The following is a 24476-nucleotide window of genomic DNA, read 5'->3' as shown; positions in this document are numbered from 1 at the left end:
TTGTACCGTAGGTACCATCTTACCGTTAATAAAATAATATCAGGCTGATAATGCTTCCATTTGAATATATTTTCCTTTTCCATACCAATTACACACCCTCTTTAAATTAGTAGTATCAGTATGTCCAAGATTTATAGATTCATTGCAATTTTCCTATCGTTTTCGCACCAGAACCGTTTTTTGTGTAGCGTAAAATCTTAAAAAATCCCTTCAGATCTACTGAAGGGATTTTTTATTCACATAATTCTCACTAGCGAAGGTAATTTAAGCGTGTTTTAATTGTCGGATCCATAGTAAATATCTAATTTGAAGGAGTAACCAGATAATAAGGCTAACTCCTGAGATACTTAATAATAAGACAGTAATTTCATAGTAATACCCACCAGTAGGGTGATATTGATGGACTATATACCAATCTCCAGCTTCAAGAGCTTCAAATACATAGAAGGTATCAGCCATAATTCCTACTTTTTTCTTTGTTTGCTTGGGATATAAATATTGTGCATGCTTTGGATTTATAGAAGAGATAGTGTCTTTGTCAATAACATGATTTTCTTTTGAATGAATCGCAAGATATTGATAAGTTGGATAATGTTCTTTATGTGATTGTACCATTTGTTCAATTTGTCTTGTTTCTTGTTCTGTTAAGATTTTCTTATCTTGTATAATTTCTTTTATTTTATTAATCATGTTGTCCTGTTCTGTATAGAAATTAGTGTGTATCTTATCTGCTGTTAGAAATGTCCATAGGGATGCTGCGATGAAAAATAGAAATGTTATGAGTAGACCTTTACTAATCCAATTTTGGCCTTTAAACCAACCACACAATCTAATATTTTTCAATGTATCTCCCCTTTTCCATTAAATATTGTTAGTTTCTTTTCTAATGAATAAATATCCTTCATACAAATTCTATTTATATCATTTTCTTTTTTGAAAGCTTTATGCAAGTATGTGTTCTTTAAATTTTCCTTATTTCCTATATAGAAATCGCATATCTACGATTTAGTCTAATACTTTATTTTAATAAAAAAGCATATTTAATTATTTTGAAAGGAGATAGTCTAATACTTATTTATAGAAAGTATAGGTGTTGAAGATAAAGAATGTTAAGTATACCAATGGGCTCGAGTCTAAAACATTTTTTAAATTAAACAGTATCAACTTCTTTATATTGGTAGGTTTCATAATATTGTTTTAAAAAGTGTTCAGCTGTCTTCTGTCCTCCATTTTTGCTAAAAATATTCCACAATCCACTTGCTGACTGACCGTAGATGTAATTACTTTGCTCTTCTAACGGATATTTGTCTAACGGAAGATTAGATGGTCGTCTTTTCATATTTGGCAACAATCCTTGATAAGACATTTCATTTATGCTTCTGTTTTCTTGAGTTGAGAAAAACATTCTTGTTGCCAACACCGCCAATCCTTCATCTAACCACGCATGATAGTAAGGATCATTATTGCTCCATAAAACCATTGATGAGCTATTTCGTGTACAATACGGTTTTCTAATACAATAGTCGGTTGCGAAATGGATCCGACCGTTACAATTCCTGGATATTCCATCCCTTTTTCATCCAAGATAATATCCAATTGTTTAGATGGACACTTCCCTATAACTTGCGGAAAACACCGTGAATAAATGGTGTAATCGTGGAAAGTTCTCTGAGAACGAAGCAAGGAAGAGCGGGAAAGTCTGGTTAGTCACACGTGACGGCATGAATAGACTGACTCGTAAATAAACATGAAAAAGCCCCCACCACCGCTAAGTAGAGAAGGGCTTTTCCAGGTACACTACTATAAAAGAAAGGTTGATTCTAGATGGCAAATACCTATCTAAAAACTCCTAACAGCAAGTATATTTTAACACATTTAACGATAAAAGAAAAAATGAAGCTTACTATAAAAAGCACTTTAAAAAAGCAATATGACGCCATTTGTGAATGGTTTGGTATAGATAATTGTATTGTCTCACAAATCTGGTTCTTCGGTACATTTGGACTATCCATCTTTATGATTGTTGCTACATATTTAATTGCCGGATTTCTCTACGGATTTTAAACAAATTTTGAGGAGGAATAGATGTGATAGCATCAAAACCAAAACGGGGCGAATTCTATATTCATAGAAAAGATGGTCGAGTGTATCAGGTATTAGGATATGCAAGGATGTTTGAACAAGAGAATCAAGATCTCATTAATTTAAAACGTATGTAAGATGGAATGACTGTCACATTAAGTGCAGATCTGTTCGTTTTGTATATAGAAGCACATAAATTTTCAAAGCATAAAGACATAATTAGTAATGTAAAAGTTAATCTATAACATTTCAGTTTAGAAGGCTTTTTTATGGAAAAGACTATTTCAGTTCCAACAATTAAAATTGGTGAATTTTTACAATTTCCGCATCACAAGAACCCTTCAATAAAATTAACTGGTTATATAGTAAATATTTTAACTAATACAATTATCGTGGATATTTCGGAAATACTTAAAACTAAGAAATATAAAGAAATAGATACTCGCCATGTTGTAAAGCATGGTCGTTATAAAAAAGTTCATGTTCATAAAAGACAAGTTTCATAATAAATACTAAAATTATAGTTCCGACCACAATACACTACACCTTCCCAATAAATTTAGAGTGCTCCGTGTCCCTTGTTTTTGGTATGCAGCTATTGCATAGTGGAAAACCATTTAAAGATAATGAAACACTTCGACGACAGAATCTCTTTTGGCAATATAATTAAGAATCTTTAGGAGGTTTATCTGCCTTTAAAATTAGAACATATAATATAGCTCGTGACTCCTATTAACAACTTTCCTTCTTATCATTATTTCTTACAACAAAACCTTATGTTGCACCTTCTTGAATTTAAATAACCTCATTTCTTAAAAGAGTATAAAAAATCTTTCCTTATCAAACAATAAGATTGCTATGTTCGTTTTTAAGTTCCTAGTGAACTGTAATATAATATAGCAAATTAACAATGTTAAAAATAATTAAAAGAAGGTGTAAGAGAATTGGACAAAAATTTGATTAGAGTTTCAGGAAGTGAACGTGTTGCCCTTCCTAGTGCACGAAAAGTAGGGCCGGCTGATCCAAATGAAGAGATGTTGGTAACTGTTGTTGTTCGACGTCCTTCAACTGCTACAGAGCTTACTTCAATGATAGAGAAAACATCTATTCAGCCACTTTCAGCACGGGGTTATCTTAGCCATGAAGAATTCGCTTCCGCTCATGGCGCTAATCCTGATGATATGAAAAAAGTTGAGAAATTTGCGGTTGAACAAGGGCTTGAGGTCAAAGAAATTAACATCGCTGCTGGAACTGTGGTGCTATCAGGCATAGTAGACGCTTTCAGCACAGCATTTGGTGTTGAACTAGCTACCTATGAGCACCCTGATTTTACATATCGTGGACGTACCGGCCATGTACATGTTCCTGAAGAGCTTGCTGACATTATTGAAGCTGTATTAGGGTTAGACAACAGACCTCAAGTTGCTCCACATATTCGTATGTTAGAAGAGGTTGAGACTACAAGTTCAGCTGTAGGAAGAACCTACACGCCCCCTGAAGTGGGGAAATTATACAATTTCCCGTCAATAAATTGTAAAGACCAATGTATTGCAATTGCCGAACTGGGTGGTGGATACAGTGCTGATGATATAGCAGGATACTTTACTCACCTAGGGATTCCTCAGCCAGAAATTATTGACGTACTTGTGGATGGAGCGACAAATCAACCAGGTGTTAACCCTAATAAAGATGGTGAGGTACAGTTAGATATTGAGGTGGCTGCTGCCGTTGCTCCTGGTGCACGAATTGCTGTGTATTTTGCACCAAATACGGATAGTGGATTTACTAATGCTATTTTAAAAGCCATTCACGATACACGTAACAAGCCTTCAGTAATTTCTATTAGTTGGGGGTCCCCTGAACGTAATTGGACAATTCAAGCGATGAAGGTTATGAATCGTGCCTTTCAGGATGCTGCAACATTGGGCGTAACGATATGTTGTGCATCTGGTGATTTTGGCTCATGGGATTATGATCCTAATGATCCTGATCACCCTGTGCCAGATCATCAACTGCATGCGGATTTTCCAGCTTCTAGCCCTTTCGTTCTTGCATGTGGTGGCACCCGATTAGAAGGAACAGGTAATACGATAACCAACGAGGTCGTTTGGAATAGTAGACCAAGACAAAGTGCCACTGGTGGTGGAGTTAGTGATTTTTTTGATTTACCAAGTTGGCAAACAAATGCAAACGTCCCGTCTTCAGCTAATCCAGGAGGACGAACTGGACGAGGAGTTCCTGACGTAGCAGGTAATGCCGATCCAGCTACAGGGTATCAAGTCCAAGTAAATGGACAACAAGCTGTTATTGGTGGGACTAGTGCTGTAGCTCCCCTTTGGGCTGGTTTGATTGCAAATATCAATCAGCAATTAGGTCATTCTGTAGGATTTATCAATCCAGCTTTGTACAAGTTATCTACTCAAGGTGGCATATTTCACGATATTACAATTGGAAATAATAATATAAGTAACTTAAACGGTGCTTATATGGCATCTTCAGGATGGGATGCTTGTACAGGTCTAGGTAGTCCTGATGGAACCAAATTAATGAATGCACTAAGTAATTTCCATAGTTAAGACCATATAACTTCACGAATTCAGATAAGGTGAGATTGTAACCACATAACAAAAAACGCTATCCCTTTTGTATAAATACACAAAAGGGATAGCGTTTTTTAAGAAAGAAAATAGCATAGCTAAATTGGAATGCACTGAGTTCTTCCCACATATGGAGGGTTCCACCATTTATGAATCTCACCTTTATTATTTGCTAAAAATAAAATCCCACTGTTTATGAAAGGGTCAACTAAATACCTATTCGTAATGTTTACCATTATAATTTACAAATCCTACCGGGTGATGCGTGAAGTGTATTACTGGATCCCCTGGATTACCAATTCCTACCTTTGCATGTGTTTTATCAACATACTCCCCTTGTAGTTCGATTTCTTCCCCTTCTTTTAAGTCTGGGATAGGATTTTTTAATCCTAATTTATCCCCATAGCGAATTGCACAAAAAGCTTCATCTTCTACTAGAGATTTTGGTGCACCTTTTATATCAATAACTTGAATATTATTAATTAAAAAATGCTGATGTGTTCCACCTTCTGAATTAGAATCGTCTTCTTCAACTAATTTTATTGTTGCTTTAACATGTACGATGGGAGCATGGAATGAAAGTGGATTTCGATGATGTTCCATAAAATGATCTGCTAACGTATTCCCGAAATGGGGATGGTGTTGTAAATGTTCGCTCATAGTTGTTCCCTCCATAGTCTATATAAATGTTTACTTCCTATATTGTTTACAGATACACAAAATTTATTATTATAAAAAATAATTATATAAACTCTTTTACGTAGATACCAAAGCCATCATATTTTAAATAGAAATGCTACATTTCTCCAATGATACAAGCCAATGAATTGAGACATTTCTTCTCTCAAGGTTCCTTAATATCATGAAGTTTTTGAAAAAGACTGCCAGTTAAGCGATGCTTACCACCTGACCGTAATATTTCTGAAAGTTGCTCTATATTTTCTGATGAAAATGTAGGAATAGATATGTTTTTTAAACTCTTCATATAATCTGGCAGCAACATCCGTAAAGCAATGTCCATTCGAATTTCACCTGCACGCATCAATGTTTGAATTTCAATATCATGAAAACCATCCAAATCCGTACGAAGTCCTGCTAATAAATTTTCTATATTTTCTTCGTCTGAAGGAGGCGAATATAATTGGTAGTCTGGTAAAGAAACATGGTCAGTATAAAAAGGGTTCCCATTTGAATCTAATAAAGTTTGAATAGGAGTACTAAGAATGAGCTGTAATCCTGGATAAATATCTGGATCTAAATTACGCAACATTTTTCTTCTTAATACTACAATTTGGCTATTAGATGTATCTAAAATACGTTTGTTTAATTCAAAATGAGTAGGTTTTTCAGTTTCTTTCCACTCTCTTTCAGCCGCAGAGGCATCTAACACAAAGTATATCTCATCGGAATTTTTGGGAATAAATTTCATAGGTTCTTTTCTATGCTTTGCCAAAGGGGGGGATCTACGTTGATTATTTACTGATTCTTCCCCATCCGGTAATATCAAAGGTTCAGTTCCGATATTATCGAATACTCCTCCATCGGAAAACCACAGGGTGTCATATTTTAACAATGGGTTCCCTTGCATTCGATTTTCCGGATCGCAAAAGATTCTATCTGCTACCGATAAAGAGATAGGGGCAAATAATAATGGAAAAGCGGCAGAAGTAGCCACAGCATAAGAAATGGAAATGTCATCTATATTGGTTGTTTGTCCAATATAAGTTCCGTACATATGATCATTTGAGAAATAAAACATCCTCATAGTGTCTAAACAGGTTGTATTACAATACCAGGTGGTCGAAAGGTTTTGTAATTCCTTCATGTGAATCCCTTCGCAAAGATATTCATCAAGTAATGTTGGTAGTGCATCGCTACATTTCTCTCGAATAGATTTAAAAGACAAGATTTGTTTTGTAAAAGAATTTGTAATCAATTTTGTACGAAGGTCGATTTGTCCTAATTTAACTAGGGGAGTAATAACACGCTCTTCAAAATCAATTACATTTCGAAACTCACCACCTTTATATAGGGCAACCATAATAGCTGCAGCGGTGATACTACCTCCAGAAACAGAGCTGATACTCGTCACATACTGATCTAGTTTACATTCAACTATCCGTTTATACCCCCCCAGCGCATAGAATGAAGCCCGAAACCCACCGCCAGAAAATGCTAATTTCAGATTTTTATTCAAAATTAATTCCCTTCTTTCATTACTCAAATCTGTACATTTGAAATAATCTCCAACTGTAGAAACAAGTATGCAGTGAATTTATTTATAAAATGATGATATCATCGTAGATTTTTATTACTAAAAAAATGCAGTTCTTTTTAAGAACTGCATTAGAATTCTCCTCTTTATTAGGAAACAAAATATGGTTCTGGTGCAAAAATAAAACAAAAAAGAATACAGCACATATATTCCTAACGGAATCATATCTTATACTGCAAGTCCAAATAATTTATGTATGAATCTAACTTCATTTTGGGCAGACTTCACCTGTAAGTGAAGTTGTCCTTTTTTCATCATATGCATGGTTTCAACGCCACTCAATATAGAAGTGGCTGTTGCATATGACTTGAATCCTAACATAGAACGTACACGTTTCTTAATGAAACGGTGATCTTGTTCCACTATATTATTGAGATATTTAACTTGCCTTAGTTGTATGCCTTCAGGTATACGTTTCTCTTCTTTTAACTCTTGAATCGCTACAGCATAGGCAGGGTTTTTATCTACTGTTATTATGCGAGGTTTACAAATATGAGAAGCAGCCACGGCTTTCTTGAAAAAGCGCTTGGCTGCTTGTTTATCTCTTGATTCAATTAGATAAAAATCAATGGTATTTCCTTCTGAATCGACTACGCGATATAAATACATCCATTGCCCTTTTACTTTCACATACGTTTCATCGACTCTCCAGGAATCATTTGTTGTCTTAAGATGACGTCGTACTCTTTCATCTAATTCAGGTCCATATTGATGCACCCAACGCATAATAGTGGTGTGAGCAATAGACAAACCTCGTTCCTCCATCATTTCCACCAAATCACGAAAACTTAGGTTGTACCGTAGGTACCATCTTACCGTTAATAAGATAATATCAGGTTGATAGTGCTTCCATTTGAACAAATTTTCCTTTTTCATACCGATCACACACCTTTTTTAGAGTAATAGTATCAGTATGTCCAAGATTTAGAGATTATTTGCAATTCCCCTGAAGTTTTTGCACCAGAACCGTTTATCGTACATGAAGCATGGCGAAAGGTTTGAAACCCTGTGGATTTGGCAAAATGGTGCTTTACTGTACATGACGATGATTTTATTCCATTGCTACACAGATCTCAAGGAAGGAGTTTTATCAAAAAACAAAAAATCAGATTGGAAATAAAAGTGAGTCTATAACCTATTTTCACAAGTATCCCGGCTGTACCCCGACGTAGAGGAATATGTAGCAATAGAACCAAAAAGGAATAAGCATTAGCGGACATTGTTCTTGCGCAAATAAGAATTTCACTCAAATATTTTTTACTTTTGAGAAAAAGTAAGATAACCTTTGATAGAATTATTAATTTTAATTTAACTCAAAAAAAGATATCAATATAAAATCTGGCCATTTTCTTAACACCTAACGCTTTTAATGGTGGCGTCGCAGCTAATACAATTGAGCCATTTCTATTCACATCACCAACCACAGCTAATTTAGTGTGAAGAGGGTCTAATCCCATTTTGATGCAACTCAACGACGCATAAAAACTACGAAGATCTATACACAAAATAATTGGTTAGGTAATAGAGAATAATCATACAAGGTAACCCCTCCAAAGACAGAACATTCGTTCTTATTATAAACCTTATTTTTCGGTTTATACAATCCTTTTGCAAATAATTTTTAATACAAATATGGTGCGTGAAATTATATGAGATTCTTCAAAATTCGACTACGGAACGCTTTTATATCTCTTAACTTATTAAACTCGTTTTCGTTTCTTTATAAATTAAGAAAAGCTCAAACCCTTATGTACCAATGGATTTAAGCTTTTTATTTTATAGGAATACTCGTTGCAACAAGTTGCCATTAGGCTAGTGTATCAGCAACTTGTAGCTATTACTATGAATGCTAGATTCCTCAAAATTATTACATATTTTTTTAGTTTTTTAATCTTTGTTTTTATACTATGATGTTTTCTCAGCAAATATGCAAATTATGTTGAAGTTTAAAAAGTTTGATTCTTGGACAAGATGTAATAACAAACAACTAATTTTGAGGTGATTTTATGAGTTGGTTCGGAATCGGTAAACCTCGCTCTAAGTTTGGAAGGTTTTTAGACAAACATAATTTAACTCAGCAAGAAGTATCCCGAGAAAGTGGGGTCAATAGAGGAACGATTAGTCGACTGTGTAAAGGTGATGCATTCCATCCATCTTTAAAGAATGGACAAAAGATTATTAGGACATTAAGAAAATTAACTAATAAGAATGTAGACCATCAGGATTTCTGGTTTTAACTAAAAACATCTTCCATCACGAATGTTCTCATAAATACATTTTGCTTTATAGCATATTGCTCTAATTTAGATTGCCGATAGTCTGATAGTGTGAAAAAGAGAATTACTGGAGTTATATCTTTCTGCCTTTTATAGATATCCGTTATATGGCCATATAACTGTATTTTGTGTTCATTTGCTTTCATGTGTTGCATACGATCTACTTCAACAAAATGTGGAACATTCTCCTCGAAATACGTTGCATCTGGGATAATTTGATATCGCTGACCCTTGATTGAAAATTCTATAGGTCTTTCTGTTTTCCATTCGGGAAATCCTAGCCACATCCAGGCTTCGTTTCTCATTAAAATGTGCTGTAATTGACTATTTTTCTTTACTGTCCTTGTGATTCCTAATAAATCACGTCCTTTTTTATTTAAATAATATACATGCTCACGAGCTATTTTTGTGATGTGACAATATGAAGTCAGATCCTTTAATACACGATTTGCATTTCGAATACTACCTAGACAGTGGATGGCTTGTAATTGCCTCCTCGTTGCAAAATCTAACTTACTCAAAGTGGATAAAATCTCGATTTGTCTCGCTTTCTGTTTGAGTGTTTGATGCCTCATTTTGTTTCACCACCTTGTATTGCTTCAGTAATTCCCACATGTCCATATCCTTTAAATAAGGTACCTGAATTTCTTCTGTGCGATCAGTCTTAAATAATGCTCTTCCTGGAAGGGAAGGCAGATCCTCAAGACCTGGTTCATCCAAAGCAACTTGGGAAGCAACCGCTGTTGGTAATCGAAAACCTAGCTTTGCATCAGCATTTTGTTTAATTTGCCTTGGCAATGTGTCAGAGGTTGGATATTGGGTACAAAATATAAGCCGGAATCCTAAACCACCTCCGATTCTTGCGATTTCAGATAACATCTCCTGGCACATAAATAATATATCCCGTTGTTTTTTAGGTAAACCTTGTGTCGGACAAAGATTCGCTCCTTCATCTACTATGATGAAGCAACGTTCTCTAATTGATGTATCTATAACATTGGTAAAATAGGACTTTTTCATCATCTCAATCTGTTTTACCATCTTTTCACGCACTCTCAACAACATCTCTAACGCCTGTTCCGGGTTTTCAGCTACTTCTACTACTTGGGATAGCTCTTTGTAAGGACTAAATTCTAGCCCTTCCTTCAGATCGATAATATAAAAATTCACGTGTTGAGATTGTTGCAAAATTAAACTAGTTATCACGTTTTTTAAGAATACTGTCTTTCCAAAACGAGTCATTCCACTTACACACATATGCGGTGTTTTCTCGAAATCATGATACACGTATTTATCTAATGCTTTCCCCATCATAACTCTCCATGTGTGCGCTTTTAACAGATCCTTAGACCAATTCCACATTTCCGGTATTCGTTGCTTAAATACTCGAATATGAAGCTCTCTTTGATGAAACGATATTTTAACAGGTTTATATAGTCCTTCTTCTAATACTTCAGCTAACTTTTTGATAAGTTGACTAGGTACGCCGAGTGGTAACTTGTAAACATAATTCATACTTATGTCATCTTCTATTTCTTTTATAAAAATAGGGTATTGTAATTCACCTTTATGTTGAACACATATCTTTGCAATTTCAAAAAACGTTGCAATTTTTTTCTTATCACTCATTCCTTTACTTTGATAAAAGTAAGCTACTGTTATAAAGGTTGCTGGTATTAATAAAAGTGATATCATACCCTCCATACCTCCTTAAGGTAGTTGAGCCTGTATGGAAGCTTAGAAAAAGCCTTTTAAGATGCGCTATTATAATCATTTTCAACTGCCAGATGTAATACTAACGTAGAAACACATCTAGTATATCCATTAGCACGTACCAAACACTCCCAATTAATAAGCATTTTAGCCCCGCACGTAGCAACCAGTCTGGAAGGTAAAGACCTTTCCTTTTCATTAATTTAATTCCTAAAACCGAAGCACCTGTCACACCATATACAACCCCTAATTCTCCAATGATTGTCATGTTAACTCCGTCCTTTCAGTTTAATAGACAGATTCCCTTGATTATCTTTGTACAATTGATAATTATCGAGTAATTCATTCCAACTTAATGGATATTCGTCATCATTTAGATATTCCTCAATTTTACGACTTAGATAATAATAACCTCGATACTGTGAATCTAGATATACATTATGCCGTTGCATATGCTCTTGTATAGCGCATATGTTTTCTTCACTTTTAGTACTTTTATACATTTGATTCAATGTTCGAGAGGAATAAAGATACGGTGTACTATACAGCATTTGATATTGATTCATATGTCTCACCATCCATATAAAATTCTAGGTACACTAATACATATGAGTGCTATCCATATTATTGAATTTGTACAAAAAATAAAATATCTACTCACAAAGGACAGTTATGTATATAAGAAGAATGTATGTTGCAACAGGGAAAAAGAGGAAAGAGGTGACGTTGCTTGTTAAAGTCAAAAAAATTCATCATTCCGTTATTAATATTTACCTTGTTGGCTATATTCGTTATCGAAAAAAGAAGAGTTATTTTTCAAGAAGAGAACCCCATACCATTAGCCATAGGAATGTCAAAAATGATCTTTCAAGGGAAAGAAATAGTTGAAATAGAACCAAACGAAGATCGGTATTCAGATGTTTCTCTTTATTTAGTAAAACGTGGGAAAATGGAGCCCTTCATAAAGATGCTGGAGAAAGATGGTTGGACATTCGTTGAGCAATTAGAATATCAAAATGCTTTAATTTTTGAAAAGGGGAATCAGATTCAAAGTATTTCTTATAGATACTATACAAGATATTACACAATACTCGACTCTTATTAAGAAGAGATAAACAGTCTTCAAACCCAAAATACTATGCTATAATATTAAAAGATAATTGTGAAGTTAGGGTGGAGACTATCACTCCTTCTTTCTATTTTGGAAGGGAAGGGGGTGAAAAGCCATGGAAGTACTTCTTGAATTTCTAAAAGAAATTATAAAGGGGATCGTTCGTGAAACGATTGCACACCTCCTTAAGAAAAACATTTTAGAACACAAGAAATCCACCCTATCATCTCGCCGTCGGAAGCGTAAAAAGGGTGGATTTCGTAAGAAAAAATAAGTTATGATAGCCACCACCTTGACGGTAGCAGTTATCCAAAAAGGAGCACATGTTGGTAGCATGTTGCTCTCTTTTTTATTGTATGGCTTTATTGACTGAAGTATACCTCAGTTTGTATCTACATTATAGCATGTACAATGAGATTTGCAATTTCCAAGTTATTTAGCATTACCAGTATTTTTTAAATCACTATTCTTATTTCAGTAGTCTACATAGACATACTTTTAACTTTTTCAAAAAATTCTTTTAAGTGCACAAATCCCTCTTCATCTCCACGTGTTGAAAAAACCTCTCGTTCTTCGTGGGAAACAACGATAACTGGAATTGTTGTGAACTACCCGCCACTTAGTAGCTCTTACGAGCTTACTTGAAGTGGGGGCTTCTCGGTTAGTCGTTACTTTTGATAGCTAACGAATTAGTCCTAAGACAGCCGAGCTAACTCCCTTGTTCCAAGGGTTATTTTGTTGCTATTTACGCTAATGCTACTAGGCGTATTGCTTCATTTTTGATATTGATGGCTGAGTTATAATCTCTATCGAGATTTGCACCACATATGCAAGAATATACTCGTTCAGATAATGGCATATCTTTCACACTTTCACAACTGCTACAACATCAAAGTTATCGACTAATTCTTTTGACTTATGATGAAGGAAGTTCTTACGTTGGTTTGCTACTTTTTCATGCAAATTAGCTACCCGAATACGTTGCTTATTCCAACGCTCTGAACCTTTTGTGCGTCTTGATAATACTCGTTGGGCCTTTGCTAATTGGTTTAACATTTTACGATAGAACTTAGGATAATTGGCTCTCTCATCCTCAGAACTAACGTATAATCCATCCATCGCAAAGTCTAATCCAACAACTGTTTCTACTTCTTTTTGTACAATCTCTTTTTCGTATTCAGTCAAGATGGACACATAGTATTTACCAGTAGGTGTCATGGAGATTGTACACGACTTGATAATATGGTCTTGTGGTATTTCTCTATGTTGTTTGATACGTACCATTTTCAGTTTTGGTAATTTGATATGACCATTTAGCAACATAATATTTCCATTTACTACATTCGTTGTATAAGACTTTCCGTCTTTTTTACTTTTGAATGTTGGGAAGTCATTTTGACTACTAAAGAAATTCTTATAGGCAGTTTGCAAGTTTAGTTGAGCATTTGCCAAAGCTAATGAATCAACTTCTTTCAACCATTCAAACTCTTCTTTGTATTTTGCTGGAGTTGGAAGCTTTTGTTTCTTTAGTTGTTCCTTATCACCTTTGTATTTCTCATATACTTCTTTACGTTCAGCCAACATTCTGTTATATACGAAGCGCACACAACCAAAGGTTTTACGCATAAGATATGCTTGTTCTTCTGTTGGATACAAACGAAATTTATATGCTTTATTATGCTTGGTCATATCATTTCACCTCACTTCTCCCCTTGATTTTCGATATACTTCTTCACCAAGTCTACTGGTGCACCACCAGTAGTTAGCAAATAAAAACTTCTTGCCCAAAACATTTCTTTCCTAAGTTTCTTTTTCACTTGTGGAAACTCTTTCTTTATTAATCGAGAACTCGCACTCTTATAAGCATTAATGAACTTTGTCATTTCTGTATTAGGATGTGCCTTGAACAAGATATGTACGTGGTCAACATCATGATTCCACTCGACTAACGTTATATTGTAATTCTCAGAAAGTCTTACAAACATGTCTTTTGCATAGTCAGACATATCATCATCGAATACATTTCTTCTGTATTTCACAACTAATACAAGATGATAATACAATAAGAACACTGAATGATTATTACTATCTAATTTCACTGATATACCAACCTTTTTATTTCATAAGACATACCATAAAGAAAATAAAAAGCACAGTTACGTGCTTTTTGGCTACACCAAACCGAAATTCATCTCCCACCTACCGTTGGGCTATTGCCCTTCACACGCTTGAGGAAGGAGAATTCTTTTGGGTAATTCGTTAAACAAGATGATCTCTATTCATCTTATTTTTTACGCAATATCAAATAGATTCTAATCACAAATTATCTGTATGTGCAACTTCTAGTCAGTTTCAAAAAAAATTATCATTAAAGACATATCTGAAATTGTTCAAGATGTATTAGTGAATAATAACATAACTAATTTATGATGCATTTAAACAAAAAATGTAGAATTTAGTCGAAAGAAATACATTTACAAAAATTTACCATATATATATATTTTAACTGTTAAGAATATCCAATTTTTAACTTTATATATAACAATTAAAGGGGTGTTTTGTATGAAGAACACAGGAGAAAATTGTGAAAAGGTTGATGAAATTGATTTGACTGTAGGTCAAGGTTCATTATGGTTAGCGAATCAAATGAAATTAACGGAAGGTGCTTATAATGAGCCTATTATGATTCACTTAAAAGGTAATATTAATATAGACTTTTTAAAACAATCATTCATAAAGGTTATACAATCTCATTCAGCTTTACGGACAGTATTTATAAAAAAAGATTCAAAGCCAAAACAATTTATTCAACAAAATATAGAATTCGACATTCCAGTGTATGATTTAACAGAATTCCAAGATGAAGAAAAAAAATTAGTTCTAAAAAAACATCTAGAAGAACCTTTATATAAAAATTTCAATTTAGAAAATGCCCCATTATTTAGAGTACAGTTAGTTAAATTGAATTCGAATGAATATATTTTTCATATGATTTTCCACCATATAATATTTGATGGCTGGAGTCTGGGTATATTGATTCGACAACTATCTGATACTTATTCAAAATTAATTTCTAACCAAAAAATTATTAATCAAGAGGCATCTTATAAAGAACTTGTCCAATATGAAATCAACCAGATTTATGGTGCTTCTTATAATGAGGCATGTTCTTATTGGAAAAAAGCTCTTGATCGTGAATTACCTTACACAGAATTCCCCTCTGATTTTAATAGAAATGGACACGATGAAAGGAAACATTCTGGAGATTGTATCAGTAAAATTATAGATAAAAATGTATTTATTAAAATAAAGGATTTCGCTAAAAAAAATAAAGTAAGTATGTATCGAGTAATGCTAAGTGCTTATTTTAGTTTACTCCACCAAATGACAAATTCACAAGATATGGTTGTTGGTATGCCAATTAACACGAGACCACGATCACAAGAAGCGGATACTTTTGGATACTTTATTAATACTTTACCGATAATAGTATCAATTTCAAAAGAAGACACCTTTCAAAAATTACTTAACAAAGTTAATAACCGTGTTAAAGAAGCTACAGAACACCAAAATTATCCATTTGAGCATTTAGTCCAAAACTTAAAATTAAGTGGAAGTGGAAATTCAAATTTCACATATTCAACTGCATTTAATATGGTAAAGCTGCCAGAAATACTTTTACCAGGTATTGATGCAAAGGTGCTGACAGACAATAAAAGAGTGAGTATCTTTGATATGGTATGGAGGATTATTAGTGATACAACAAATGACGAATATAAAATTGAAATAGACTATAATTCGAGTTTATATAGACCTGAAACTATTAATGATTTAATTGAAAGATTTGAACATTTACTTCAAAAATTAATTCTTCATGCAAATGAACCTATTTATTCATTAGATTTACTTTTAGATAAGGATCATAGTTTGTATAAGAATATTAATTCGAAGATTCAGAAATATCCTGATTATAAAACATTAGACCAGCTCATTGACATTCAGGCAATTGAATCACCTGATAAAGTTGCCATATCAATGGGGGATAAACAAATTACGTATAATGAATTAAAACAACGTTCCAATCAGATTGCAAGCTATCTATGCCAAAATAAGTTTAAAAAAGGGCAACGTGTAGGCATTATGATGGAAAGAGACATTGATACAATTGTTTCAATTATAGGTGTATTAAAATCAGGTGGAGTTTATGTTCCGATTGATCCGAATTTTCCTGAATCTAGAATACATTACATACTAAAAGATAGTAATAGTCGCATTGTCATTACAAGAAAAAAATATAAAGAACTTATTGAAGATAATAATATCCATACAATTAATATAGATGAATTTGTCTATTGTAATTTCAAGGGATATATTGAGCAACAGCATACTAGCGAAGATATCGCTTATATTATTTATACTTCTGGTTCAACAGGCTTACCAAAGGGGGTAGCAGTACCACACAAAAATGTAATTAATTTATCCTACTCATTAAAAAGTAGTTTTTCATTAACAAAAAATGACGTATTCTTACAATTTGCATCTATGATTTTCGATGCTTCAATAATAGAAATCTTTCCAGTTCTTTTATTTGGCGGGAAAATACATATAATTTCTGAAATTGAAAAACGTTCTGCTGAAGATTTTATAAATGTAATTAAAACAAATCATATAAATTATTGCGTATTACCAACTGTATTCTTCAAGTTGTTAGTAAGTATGCCACAGAGACTGTTAGATAAACTGAGTTCTTTAAAATGTATTTTTGTAGGTGGAGAAACTTTACCTACTGAAGCAGTGCGTAAATGGCAAAAAAAAATGGGATTAGACATTCCGATTATCAATGCATATGGACCTACAGAAGCAACTGTATGTACAACCATTTATGAGATTAAACAAGAAATATTAGATGAACAGTCTAGTATCCCTATTGGTAAGCCAATTCATAACAGTGAGGTATTTGTAGTAAGTCCCTTTGGCACGTTATGTCCTCAAAATGTGATTGGAGAACTATACATCGGGGGAGAGGGGGTTGCAAAAGAATATATAAATCAAGAAGAAAAAACAAGAACGGCTTTTCTTTCTGGATCAACATTAAATAATCCTAATAAGAGACTTTATCGCTCGGGTGATTTGGTACGTCTTTTACCAAATGGAAATCTAGGATTTTGGGGAAGAAACGATAATCAGGTAAAATTGCGCGGATATAGAATTGAGCTTGATGAAATTGAGGAAGTACTATTAAAGCATCCAAAAATAAAAGATACAGTAGCAATTGTATATGAAAATGATAAGATTGTTTGTTTTTATTTATCACAGGGGAATGTAGCTATCAAAGAGGACGCTCTAAAAGAATTTTTAAATACAAAATTACCAGATTTCATGATACCTAGTTATTTGTTTCACCTTGAAATATTCCCATTATCACCAAGTGGAAAAATTGATAAGAAGGAATTAAAAGCAGAAATACCATCTTTATTAGAAAAAACAGTTCATCAATACATACCTCCTACAAGTCATACTGAAAAAGTTTTAGTTGGAATTTGGTCGAATATTTTAAATATAGAAAAAGAAATAATTAGTAAAGAGGATGACTTTTTTAGACTTGGTGGACACTCATTAATTGCTGTGCAAGTATTAAATCAAATTCAAAAAAACTTTTATTTAAAATTAGAAGTTAAAGATATTTTTAAGTATCGAACGGTTTCTAGTTTGTCGGCTTATATTGATAAACTAAGTAATACCAAAAACAATAATACTTATCATGAAAAAATTGCAAAGGTAAAAGAGCAACAGCATTATAATCTTTCTAATGCACAGAAACGATTGTGGTTTTTAAACAAATTAAACCCTATAGGCAGAGTGTATGATGTACCAGTACAAATATATATAAAGCCACGTTTACAAAAGGATTTGTTACAAACTAGTTTTGAGTTTCTTGTTAAACGCCATGAAATGTTACGGACAACTTTTATTGAAAAAGACGGGGAACCACAACAAACAATTTTAAAGTCAATGCCTATTGATTTTTACTATGAGGATATCACTCATATTGCTAAAGAAGAACGACAAGTATATGTAAATAGAAAAATACAGTCAAATGACCATACACCATTTGATTTGGAACAAGGACCTCTATTTCGTGTTCAATTGTTTAATACCAATAGGGAAAATTCATATTTATATATAAATTCTCATCATATTATTACAGATGAATGGAGCTTAAAGTACTTATTAGATGAATTAATGAGGGTTTATCATGCTTTAGATAAAGGAAATACTCCAGAGTTATCTATTATATCTAATCGCTATATTGACTACGTTAATTGGCAACAAAATCAGTTAGATACAGGGAAATGGGACAAAGAGAAGGAGTATTGGATTTCTGAATTAAAGACTCCTTTGCCAAAATTAAGTCTTCCTATTGATTTTAATCATACTAATCAACAAGGCAATAGCGGGGATGTATTTCGAATAAAATTAGACAATGAGATTCACAAATCTTTAAGAGTAGTATGTGAACAAGAGAATGTTTCCATGTATATGTTATTTTTTGCAGCCTATATCCAATTATTACATTACTTGACTGATCAAAAAGATATCATTGTTGGTACGCCGATTGCGGGGAGAAATCACGAAGCATTTGAACATATACAAGGATTTTTTGTAAATACTTTAGCAATAAGAACACAATTACATGATGCAAAAAATTTACAACAGTTATTACAAGTGGTTAAAGAGAACTGTTTAAATGCTTTTCAGAATCAATCTTATCCATTTGATAAAGTAATTGAGGCAATAAACCCAGATAGAGGCATTAGCAATAATCCGATTTTCTCTACAATGTTTAGTTACCAACAAGACATGTTACAGAGTGATGGTGAATATAGTCTTCAATTATTACCCTTTAATCAGACTATTAGTAAATTTGATCTTTCTGTGTCCGTTGAAGAAGGTATAGATTCTATTGAAGTAGCGTTTGAATATAAGATTGATTTATTCAAAAAAGAATCTATTGTAAGGTTTACACAAAACTTTTCAAATATACTTCAAGGATTTATCAACCAACGAACAGTACCATATGAAAAACTTGTGTTTTTATCAGAGAAGGAAGAAGCATTATTTTCAAAAGTAAACAATACAGAGAAACCATATCCATATTTTAAAAGCATACAGGAACAATTTTATAAGCAGATAAGCCTATATCCAAATCAAATCGCTTTATCAACTAATGTTTATTCTCTGACTTATGAGCAATTAAATAACCGTTCGAACCAAGTAGCTCAACATCTCTTAGAAAACGGTATAAAGAAAGGAGATAAAGTAGCATTATTTTTAGATAGAAGTATAGATAGTATTATTACAATGATCGGAGTATTAAAAGCTGGTGGAGCTTACATTCCAATTGATGTGAAATACCCTAAAGAACGAATTGAATATATAGTACAAGATAGTGAGGCTTGTAGAGTTATCACAAAGCATGAATATAAAAAATATCTAAATTTAGATGCTGACAAAATTTCTATAGTTGAAGATATCCAGCAAACTAATGTAAATCACGATATTAAAGTTTTGACTGAACCAGATGATTTAGCATATGTTATCTATACTTCCGGATCAACAGGGAAACCGAAAGGTACATTATTAACTCATAAAGGCGTCCTAAACTTAGCTCTATGGAGAAAAGAGGTATTTCATGTATCACACCTAGATAAAGTGACTCAATTCTATTCACATAGTTTTGATTCATCAGTATCAGAAATTTTCTCCACTTTATTAAATGGTGCACAATTACACCTGTTAAATGACGAACAACGGTATTCAACCGCTGCATATACTAAGGCTATTCAAGAGATTCAAGCAACTATATCAGATGTACCAACAGTTTTTTTTAACGAGTTATCTATATCACTGAATCAAACAGAGAGTGAAAAGATAAAATCATTAAAATTTATTATAATGGGAGGGGAAGCCGCATCAGCAAGTGCTATTAGAAGCTGGCAGGAGACTTTACAAGATCAAGTACAAGTTGTAAATGAATATGGTCCTACAGAATCTACTGTTACAGCAATGTACTATCCAATACAAGCATGTATGCGTGACAGTTCTAAGACTGTTCCAATTGGAATGCCTATTTCTAATACAAAGGTTCATATATTAAATTCTCACATGCAGCCTTGTCCAATCGGTGTTGTAGGAGAGTTGTATATTGATAGTATTGGTCTAGCAAAAGGATATTGGAATCAGGAAAGTAAAACAAAACAGGCATTCATATCAAACCCATTTTCATTCGATAGAAATAAGAGACTATATCGAACAGGTGATTTAGCAAGATGGTTAAAAGATGGAAATATAGAATTTATGGGCAGACGCGATAAACAGGTTAAAATAAGAGGCCATCGAATTGAATTAGGAGAAATAGAAGATGCACTTTTACAATTTCCAGAAATAACACAAGCTGTTGTCATTCCAACAAAAGATGGGATGTTATTACGAGCTTATTACAAAACATTAGACAATGAACAAATAAAAAATCAGCATTTAATTTCATATTTATCTGGTGTATTACCAGAGTATATGTTACCTAAAGATTATATTCATTTATTAGAGATACCAGTAACTCCGAATGGTAAGGTTGATTCTAGTAAATTGTTAGAAATAGAAGTTGATAATAGCAATATAAATGAATCTATCATTCTACCCGAAACTACAGTACAAAAAAACATTGCAAAAGTTTGGTCTGAGGCTTTAAGCATTGAAGAAATCAGCATTAAGGATGATTTCTTCAATTTAGGTGGGCATTCTTTAAAAATCATGCCGGTCTTAGTAAAATTAAAACCATTATACCCGAATCTTAAGATTCAAGATTTTTTCAAGTATAGAACTATAGAAAAGCTAGCTCATCATATTGAAGATATGAGTAACTTACAAATAAAAGAAGATACAACATCTAATGATTTAAGGGTGAAAAACGATATAGCTGATATCCAGACCTATAATAAAACTGAACTACACGAATCTTTTAAAGACGTAGTAGAATATCCCAAAACGATACTTCTTACAGGAGCAACTGGATACTTAGGTGCTCATATTCTAGAACGGTTATTAAAACTGCCTTCAACTCTCATATATTGTTTAGCACGTAAAAATGAAAATCAAGAAATTCATAAAAAATTAGAAGAAAGAATGGAATTTTACTTTGGAACCGAAATCCTTTCAAAAATGAAGGGAAGAATTAAGTTTTTAGAAGGAGATCTATCTTTGATAAACCTCGGTCTCACTTCACAAATTATTAATCAGTTAAAAGGGGACCTAGACTCTATAATTCATTGTGGTGGAGATGTAAGACATTATGGAGAACGTGAACATTTTCAAAAAGTAAATGTTCAATCTACAAAATATCTATTACATTTAGCCAAGAAAGCAGATGCACGTTTTCATTATGTATCTACTTTAAGTGTGGTAGGCCATACTGAAAATGATCCAAATAACTTCATATTTTTTGAATCAGATTTCGATAGAGGACAGATCCTAGATAATGTATATCTCGAAAGTAAGTTTCAAGCTGAAAAAATGGTTAGGGAAGCAATTAAAGAGGGAATAGACGGCACCATTTATCGTGTTGGAAATTTAGTAGGGCATTCTATTACAGGAAAATTTCAATATAATATAAATGAAAATGCTTTTTATCGATTACTAAAAGGTATATTTTTATCCAGAACGGCTCCAAAAGTTCATACTTATATTGACCTAACTCCTATTGATTATTGCAGCATGGCTATTACAGAATTATCTTATAGAACAAACACAATAGGTCGGACTATGCATATTTGTAATCCAGTACAACTTAACTGGGATCAATTCATTACTAATCTAAAGTATTTTGGATACGATATATTGTTGGTGGATGAACAAGAGTATATAGATAAGTTCTTTAATAATAATTTAACTCCTCAAAACCAACAAGCATTAGAATTGATAATGCCTTTATTAGAATCTGTAGAGGAGGGATCCATGTCTATCCCTTCTTGTGAATATACTCAAAGGTTTCTAAACAGTATAAATATATATTGCTTAAAACCAAATCAAGAATATATAAACTTATTATTGAAATACGCTATAGAAATAGGATTTTTACCGCCAATTAAAGAACCTATAATGCTGTAAATTAGGTTCTGATTCGAAAACTTCAAAACAGGTACAAGTAATATCTAAATTTTGGCCAGGTGGATTCCACAAATCAATCTGGCTCTTTTTATCATATGTATAATTTTCACCTCACTCAATATAGCCGCTGCTGTTTTAAATGATTTGAATCCCAGCATAGGGCTTTTTTGAACTACTCACCACTTATTCCAATACAGACTATATGCAATTGTTATTTTTTAGGAATCTGTTTACGAAAAGATTTATTTGAACATTCATTCAATTTATCATATAATAAGATATAAAGTAAAACCGTAAACTTTATATACAGTAACTCAACCTTGCTCTATAAAAGTTTATAATTAAAAGCCAACTCAAAATTGAGATTGGCTTTTTTATTTATATGTAAAAGAGGGATTTTTTTATTTGTTCTAAAGTATGAATTTAATTTATATTTTCAATCAATTTTTTTTAAAAACTACATGGTAGTTAATAAAATCTTATATAAATATATATCTTATATATATTAAAAATATAAAGATAAAACTTATATAGGGCTAATAAATAGGATTTTATCCTTACTGTAACAAGGGATTTGAGTATGCGATAGCGTAAAAAATCATAAACAGCAAAATCTAACAGCAGAAAATTAACCATTAGTAAGGTATAAAACCTACAAATAATCATAAATAAGATCACGTATTTCTACATAAAAAATGAAACAAATTGATGCATTGTTAAATATATTTATTCAAGTGCTAAATTTTCAATTCAACCACTGTATGTCCACAATTTTATAATATTTACTCACAAAACATTCACAATCTAGGCTAATTAATCAACATAATTAGAATTTGTCACATTACTCACATAAATATTGATGATTTTTGATAGGTGAAGTACTAAAATCCATTTATTTCGATAATAATTGCATCATATTATTCACATTAGGCTCTAATTATCTACTTACCCACGAAATTTAATGTTTTTCTTATGATTTTTTGTAGGTATTTGTATGCATTTTAGATAAAAATAGCGTGTTTATTGAAACATAGATGTGGAAAATTAGTTAATTGTAGTACAGCTGTGTATAGAAATGCATAAAAAAAGACTCTATTATGAATAGAATCTAGTAAAGGTATCTATGTGAAGAAATCAGTAGAGGGCTTCTTTTGAATGGAACCAACACGAATAGCCCTCTATTTATAATTTTTTCAAAAATAGAGAGCGGAGTATCATTAATTTGTTTCTATTACCTCAAGTACTTGTTCAGCTGTGGTTACTTGAATACCAGTGCGTACTAATTGTTCAAATGCACGCATAAACGTAATCAAATTGAACTCATCCGGTACTTCAATAACGCGAAGCTTTTCTTTAGGTAGTCGATCTATCTTTTCAATGAACAATTCGCGAACATCACTTGGAATAAAGCGATCTTTATGTCCTCTTGTTTTTAGAAGTTCACGTATTTCTATTTCTAAAGCCATATAAGCATTTAGATTTGCACCTTGTTCATAGGCGTACTTTCTAAACAATGTTTCTTCTTGATATTTTAGATAGTTACGATGATATGATTCCTCTGTAACAGGTACAGCAAATTTGGATTTTAGTAACTCATATGTTTTACGGAACAACTTTTTGATGTTTCGAAGAGAGTACATAGAGAAATGCAATCCAAAATCAAATACAGCTTGCTCCTTTTGTTCTTTTGGAACATGTTGTCCAATAAGAGGGTAAATACCTTCTTTTGCCGCTGTATCAAGAATTTGATATTGTGATGTTTGATTCAATAGTTTTTTCAGCGTATACACTAACTTACTTGGATATTCTTCATTACGATCTATCATGTCACGTAAGCCGCGAATGACACTTCGAATTTGTCGATGACAAGTGTACTTAAGTACATGAATAAATTTATTCATGTCTTGTGCAAATTCACCGATATTCAGTTCTTGTAACACAGATTCAATAAAACGAGCTTTTCGTGCATACGTAACCTTTGGCGTGAATGGATCGCGATACTGTACTTCTCCAGCTTCTTTTGTACATAAGAAATCTGTATGTAAGGATAGATATAACGTCGTATATCTTTTTTTATTTTTAACCCCTTTTTGTAATTTGCAAATTTTGAATAGGGGAGTCCCTGTACATGGTAATGCAGTTGTTAATTCTGTCATAACCGCACGGATTTGATGTGGGTATTTCTTATGTAAAAAGCGGTACATCCCTCCAAAATGAGTTGTATTTCCTCTTTCATCTTGTTTATCTAAGGAACGTTT

General features: G+C 32.8%; 21 protein-coding genes and 3 pseudogenes. 9 read left to right on the top strand and 15 right to left on the bottom strand.

The features are described 5' to 3' along the window. From C564_RS36440 to C564_RS38110, 4 genes and pseudogenes are all read right to left on the bottom strand, one after another. Positions 1-83 (bottom strand): annotated as a pseudogene (locus C564_RS36440) (IS6 family transposase); the annotation flags it as partial. Positions 84-264: 181 nt separating this feature from the next. After that, on the bottom strand, positions 265-843 hold the full coding sequence (locus C564_RS0127655; RefSeq protein WP_018767632.1) for a hypothetical protein: 579 nt from the start codon (positions 841-843) through the stop codon (positions 265-267). 307 nt (positions 844-1150) lie between these two features. Next, positions 1151-1366 (bottom strand): hypothetical protein, encoded by a 216-nt coding sequence (locus C564_RS0127650; protein WP_155896295.1) that lies wholly within the window; start codon positions 1364-1366, stop codon positions 1151-1153. A gap of 68 nt (positions 1367-1434) precedes the next feature. Beyond that, positions 1435-1569: a hypothetical protein gene (locus tag C564_RS38110; protein ID WP_269210850.1), complete on the bottom strand. Its 135-nt coding sequence runs from the start codon at positions 1567-1569 to the stop codon at positions 1435-1437. 68 nt (positions 1570-1637) lie between these two features. On the opposite strand from C564_RS38110, the gene C564_RS37845 reads away from it, so the two are divergent. From C564_RS37845 to C564_RS0127625, 5 genes are all read left to right on the top strand, one after another. Further along, positions 1638-1745, top strand: coding sequence for a helix-turn-helix domain-containing protein (locus C564_RS37845; RefSeq protein ID WP_231382367.1), 108 nt, complete (start codon positions 1638-1640; stop codon positions 1743-1745). Positions 1746-1824: 79 nt separating this feature from the next. Then, positions 1825-2064, top strand: a complete 240-nt coding sequence (locus C564_RS0127640; protein WP_018767629.1) for a hypothetical protein — start codon at positions 1825-1827, stop codon at positions 2062-2064. A 23-nt stretch (positions 2065-2087) separates the two neighbouring features. Beyond that, entirely contained in the window at positions 2088-2219 is a 132-nt protein-coding gene (locus C564_RS38305; protein ID WP_018767628.1) for a hypothetical protein, read from the top strand. A gap of 132 nt (positions 2220-2351) precedes the next feature. Further along, positions 2352-2588 carry a DUF2187 domain-containing protein gene (locus C564_RS0127630; RefSeq protein ID WP_018767627.1) on the top strand — a complete coding sequence of 79 codons (237 nt, stop codon included), beginning with the start codon at positions 2352-2354 and terminating at the stop codon, positions 2586-2588. 438 nt (positions 2589-3026) lie between these two features. Further along, complete coding sequence (locus tag C564_RS0127625) at positions 3027-4658, top strand: S53 family peptidase (protein WP_018767626.1); 1632 nt, start codon at positions 3027-3029, stop codon at positions 4656-4658. A gap of 237 nt (positions 4659-4895) precedes the next feature. On the opposite strand, the gene C564_RS0127620 is transcribed toward C564_RS0127625, so the two are convergent. The 4 genes and pseudogenes from C564_RS0127620 to C564_RS36430 all read right to left on the bottom strand — a co-directional run. Further along, the gene (locus C564_RS0127620) at positions 4896-5339 is read right to left on the bottom strand and encodes a hypothetical protein (RefSeq protein WP_018767625.1); all 444 of its coding nucleotides are present in this window, start codon (positions 5337-5339) and stop codon (positions 4896-4898) included. A gap of 184 nt (positions 5340-5523) precedes the next feature. Next, positions 5524-6876, bottom strand: a complete 1353-nt coding sequence (locus C564_RS0127615) for a patatin-like phospholipase family protein (protein ID WP_018767624.1) — start codon at positions 6874-6876, stop codon at positions 5524-5526. 246 nt (positions 6877-7122) lie between these two features. Then, a complete protein-coding gene (locus C564_RS0127610) occupies positions 7123-7830 on the bottom strand; it encodes an IS6 family transposase (RefSeq protein ID WP_018767623.1) in 708 nt (235 codons plus the stop codon). A 455-nt stretch (positions 7831-8285) separates the two neighbouring features. Continuing rightward, positions 8286-8494, bottom strand: a pseudogene (locus C564_RS36430) (Y-family DNA polymerase); the annotation flags it as partial. A 466-nt stretch (positions 8495-8960) separates the two neighbouring features. Between C564_RS36430 and C564_RS0127600 the strand changes: the two are divergent. Then, positions 8961-9191 carry a helix-turn-helix transcriptional regulator gene (locus C564_RS0127600; protein WP_018767621.1) on the top strand — a complete coding sequence of 77 codons (231 nt, stop codon included), beginning with the start codon at positions 8961-8963 and terminating at the stop codon, positions 9189-9191. On the opposite strand, the gene C564_RS0127595 is transcribed toward C564_RS0127600, so the two are convergent. The 4 genes from C564_RS0127595 to C564_RS37050 form a co-directional block, all read right to left on the bottom strand. Then, positions 9188-9805 (bottom strand): replication-relaxation family protein, encoded by a 618-nt coding sequence (locus tag C564_RS0127595; RefSeq protein ID WP_018767620.1) that lies wholly within the window; start codon positions 9803-9805, stop codon positions 9188-9190. The genes C564_RS0127600 and C564_RS0127595 overlap by 4 nt on opposite strands. Then, on the bottom strand, positions 9744-10925 hold the full coding sequence (locus tag C564_RS0127590) for an FtsK/SpoIIIE domain-containing protein (RefSeq protein ID WP_018767619.1): 1182 nt from the start codon (positions 10923-10925) through the stop codon (positions 9744-9746). The genes C564_RS0127595 and C564_RS0127590 overlap by 62 nt, the downstream gene beginning before the upstream one ends. Positions 10926-11025: 100 nt before the next feature. Next, positions 11026-11211, bottom strand: coding sequence for a hypothetical protein (locus C564_RS0127585; RefSeq protein ID WP_018767618.1), 186 nt, complete (start codon positions 11209-11211; stop codon positions 11026-11028). A gap of 1 nt (position 11212) precedes the next feature. Continuing rightward, positions 11213-11509 (bottom strand): hypothetical protein, encoded by a 297-nt coding sequence (locus C564_RS37050; RefSeq protein WP_018767617.1) that lies wholly within the window; start codon positions 11507-11509, stop codon positions 11213-11215. Between the two features lie 164 nt (positions 11510-11673). On the opposite strand from C564_RS37050, the gene C564_RS0127570 reads away from it, so the two are divergent. Together C564_RS0127570 and C564_RS37045 are read left to right on the top strand one after the other, a co-directional pair. Further along, positions 11674-12048, top strand: a complete 375-nt coding sequence (locus C564_RS0127570; protein WP_018767615.1) for a hypothetical protein — start codon at positions 11674-11676, stop codon at positions 12046-12048. Positions 12049-12169: 121 nt separating this feature from the next. After that, positions 12170-12328: a hypothetical protein gene (locus tag C564_RS37045; protein WP_018767614.1), complete on the top strand. Its 159-nt coding sequence runs from the start codon at positions 12170-12172 to the stop codon at positions 12326-12328. A gap of 471 nt (positions 12329-12799) precedes the next feature. Here C564_RS37045 and C564_RS33845 read toward each other — a convergent pair. Further along, positions 12800-13743 (bottom strand): annotated as a pseudogene (locus tag C564_RS33845) (RNA-guided endonuclease TnpB family protein). Positions 13744-13754: 11 nt separating this feature from the next. Further along, the gene (tnpA, locus tag C564_RS0127555; protein WP_018767612.1) at positions 13755-14153 is read right to left on the bottom strand and encodes an IS200/IS605 family transposase; all 399 of its coding nucleotides are present in this window, start codon (positions 14151-14153) and stop codon (positions 13755-13757) included. A gap of 463 nt (positions 14154-14616) precedes the next feature. Here tnpA and C564_RS0127550 point away from each other — a divergent pair, with 463 nt between their 5' ends. After that, positions 14617-22218 (top strand): non-ribosomal peptide synthetase, encoded by a 7602-nt coding sequence (locus tag C564_RS0127550; RefSeq protein ID WP_018767611.1) that lies wholly within the window; start codon positions 14617-14619, stop codon positions 22216-22218. Positions 22219-23435: 1217 nt separating this feature from the next. Here C564_RS0127550 and C564_RS0127545 read toward each other — a convergent pair. Further along, on the bottom strand, positions 23436-24476 hold a 1041-nt coding region (locus C564_RS0127545), incomplete at its 5' end, for a hypothetical protein (RefSeq protein WP_018767610.1).

Origin of the sequence: Bacillus sp. 105MF, assembly GCF_000374885.1 — a bacterium.
GTDB lineage: Bacteria > Bacillota > Bacilli > Bacillales > Bacillaceae_G > Bacillus_A > Bacillus_A pseudomycoides.
The sequence above is the reverse complement of the archived record's forward strand: the minus strand, read 5'-3'. Positions and strand labels throughout refer to the sequence as shown.

Excerpts from the sequence above, each read along its gene's own strand:
- C564_RS0127650 (WP_155896295.1), bottom strand. The coding sequence starts at position 1,366 with ATGTCTTATCAAGGATTGTTGCCAAATATGAAAAGACGACCATCTAAT.
- C564_RS38110 (WP_269210850.1), bottom strand. The coding sequence starts at position 1,569 with ATGGAATATCCAGGAATTGTAACGGTCGGATCCATTTCGCAACCGACT.
- C564_RS0127640 (WP_018767629.1), top strand. The coding sequence starts at position 1,825 with ATGGCAAATACCTATCTAAAAACTCCTAACAGCAAGTATATTTTAACA.
- C564_RS0127630 (WP_018767627.1), top strand. The coding sequence starts at position 2,352 with ATGGAAAAGACTATTTCAGTTCCAACAATTAAAATTGGTGAATTTTTA.
- C564_RS0127620 (WP_018767625.1), bottom strand. The coding sequence starts at position 5,339 with ATGAGCGAACATTTACAACACCATCCCCATTTCGGGAATACGTTAGCA.
- C564_RS0127610 (WP_018767623.1), bottom strand. The coding sequence starts at position 7,830 with ATGAAAAAGGAAAATTTGTTCAAATGGAAGCACTATCAACCTGATATT.
- C564_RS0127600 (WP_018767621.1), top strand. The coding sequence starts at position 8,961 with ATGAGTTGGTTCGGAATCGGTAAACCTCGCTCTAAGTTTGGAAGGTTT.
- C564_RS0127595 (WP_018767620.1), bottom strand. The coding sequence starts at position 9,805 with ATGAGGCATCAAACACTCAAACAGAAAGCGAGACAAATCGAGATTTTA.
- C564_RS0127590 (WP_018767619.1), bottom strand. The coding sequence starts at position 10,925 with ATGATATCACTTTTATTAATACCAGCAACCTTTATAACAGTAGCTTAC.
- C564_RS0127585 (WP_018767618.1), bottom strand. The coding sequence starts at position 11,211 with ATGACAATCATTGGAGAATTAGGGGTTGTATATGGTGTGACAGGTGCT.
- C564_RS37050 (WP_018767617.1), bottom strand. The coding sequence starts at position 11,509 with ATGAATCAATATCAAATGCTGTATAGTACACCGTATCTTTATTCCTCT.
- C564_RS37045 (WP_018767614.1), top strand. The coding sequence starts at position 12,170 with ATGGAAGTACTTCTTGAATTTCTAAAAGAAATTATAAAGGGGATCGTT.
- C564_RS0127550 (WP_018767611.1), top strand. The coding sequence starts at position 14,617 with ATGAAGAACACAGGAGAAAATTGTGAAAAGGTTGATGAAATTGATTTG.